Genomic DNA, 1380 nt, shown 5'->3' on the forward strand with positions numbered 1-1380 from the left:
GAGTACTTTGTCTCGGCATAGCAAAAAATAAAATGCTGTGTCTGCTCCCTAAAGGTTTTATCTATCTGCTCGACATACTGATATGTAAGTATGAGATGGATGTTCAACTTACGAAGCTGGGCAAGTTTGATAAGAAAATCCTTTGAAGTGCTTTTCCAAAATCTGGCATGAAAGAGACTACCAGCCTCGTCGCAGATAACCACAGAGTTACGAAAATCTAATAAGGATGATGGCTCTAAATCGCCGTAGTAGTAAAAAGGGCGATGTTCAACTAACCAGTTAAAATTTTGTGATCGGCAATAGATAACAAGTGCTTCATAGTCCAGAAGCATGTTAGTTGCAATTCTCTTATGGTATTTATTGGCTAGGTAAAGCCCTAGCTCTAAGGAGTAGAGTGATTTACCAGAACCAAATTCTCCAATAATTGCTGTGAGGTTAGGTACTTGCAGCTCTGCCATTAATTTTTTAATTAATCGTTATACCATCTACATTTTTCATCAATGCACCAGCTAGGGAATACCTTATTAGGGCAGTGGTCAAAGTTACCACAAAGACAATCAGAGGAAGATCGCGGTACATAAGGCTTGAAATATTCCCGAACATATTCTGGGAAAGTCCAAAAATAAAGAAAAATATTGCGAGAAATAAAATAAATGCGATAAACAAAAAGAGGAAATATCAATCTAATAGGTGAAAAACGCATAGTTTGAAACCGTTTAGCTATTTATACAAAAGGAAGTAATTTCCAAATTTTAAATATCATTAATAGCCCGATCATGCCGAGAATACCGTTGATGACCTCTACAAGTATTTCACCTCCAACCATAGGAAAGGATGACTGAAATGATGTTACCCAAGAGGCTATGGTCATGTCTTTGGGGGTATCTGGCAATACTCCTTTTACCAAGTCGATTAGCATGATCATAAAAGTATTAACCGCACCTGTCGGATCGAGGATGGCAGCTAATACGAGAAAAAATATTAAAGAAAATGTGGCAAACCACCAGTCTGCTAAGAAACTCATAGGTTTAAAAAACAGGTAATTGCAAAGTTAGTCCAGATAATCCATTTAATTACTCGGATAATATCCCTGATAAAACATAGTTCTACAGTGGTTCCCCAGCTTTTAACGATTGGACATGACATCTGAGTACTACCTGTAGGAAGGGGTGCAAACATTCCAAATGGGAATTTATTCCCAAATCCTTGAGCGCTTACGGCATAAGCTAGGAAATTTGTTTTTGTAAATGTTAATGCAGGATCTTTGGGTTTATCTGGGGCTTTGGTTGGATCTTTGGCATCGGCAGCAGCCTGAGCAGCGGCGGCGGCAGCGGCGGCAGCTTTATCTTTATCTGCCTGTGTTGCCGATGGATCAGCGGC

The 1380-nt window shown here is 39.3% G+C and carries 3 protein-coding genes; all 3 read right to left on the minus strand.

Features of this window, described 5'->3' with window-relative positions:
• A partial coding sequence (locus AC805_RS15325) for an ATP-binding protein (protein WP_156341419.1) occupies nucleotides 1-458 on the minus strand: 458 nt, incomplete at its 3' end.
• A gap of 266 nt (nucleotides 459-724) precedes the next feature.
• Nucleotides 725-1024, minus strand: a complete 300-nt coding sequence (locus AC805_RS15330) for a hypothetical protein (protein WP_055076227.1) — start codon at nucleotides 1022-1024, stop codon at nucleotides 725-727.
• Nucleotides 1021-1380: hypothetical protein (locus AC805_RS26350; protein ID WP_197278741.1), on the minus strand; the 360-nt coding region annotated here is incomplete at its 5' end. The genes AC805_RS26350 and AC805_RS15330, both read right to left, overlap by 4 nt.

The organism is Pseudanabaena sp. 'Roaring Creek' (genome assembly GCF_001402795.1).
Taxonomy (GTDB): Bacteria; Cyanobacteriota; Cyanobacteriia; order Pseudanabaenales; family Pseudanabaenaceae; genus Pseudanabaena.

What these genes read in the sequence shown, in the direction of transcription:
- AC805_RS15330 (WP_055076227.1), bottom strand. Translation starts at nt 1,024, where the DNA reads ATGAGTTTCTTAGCAGACTGGTGGTTTGCCACATTTTCTTTAATATTT.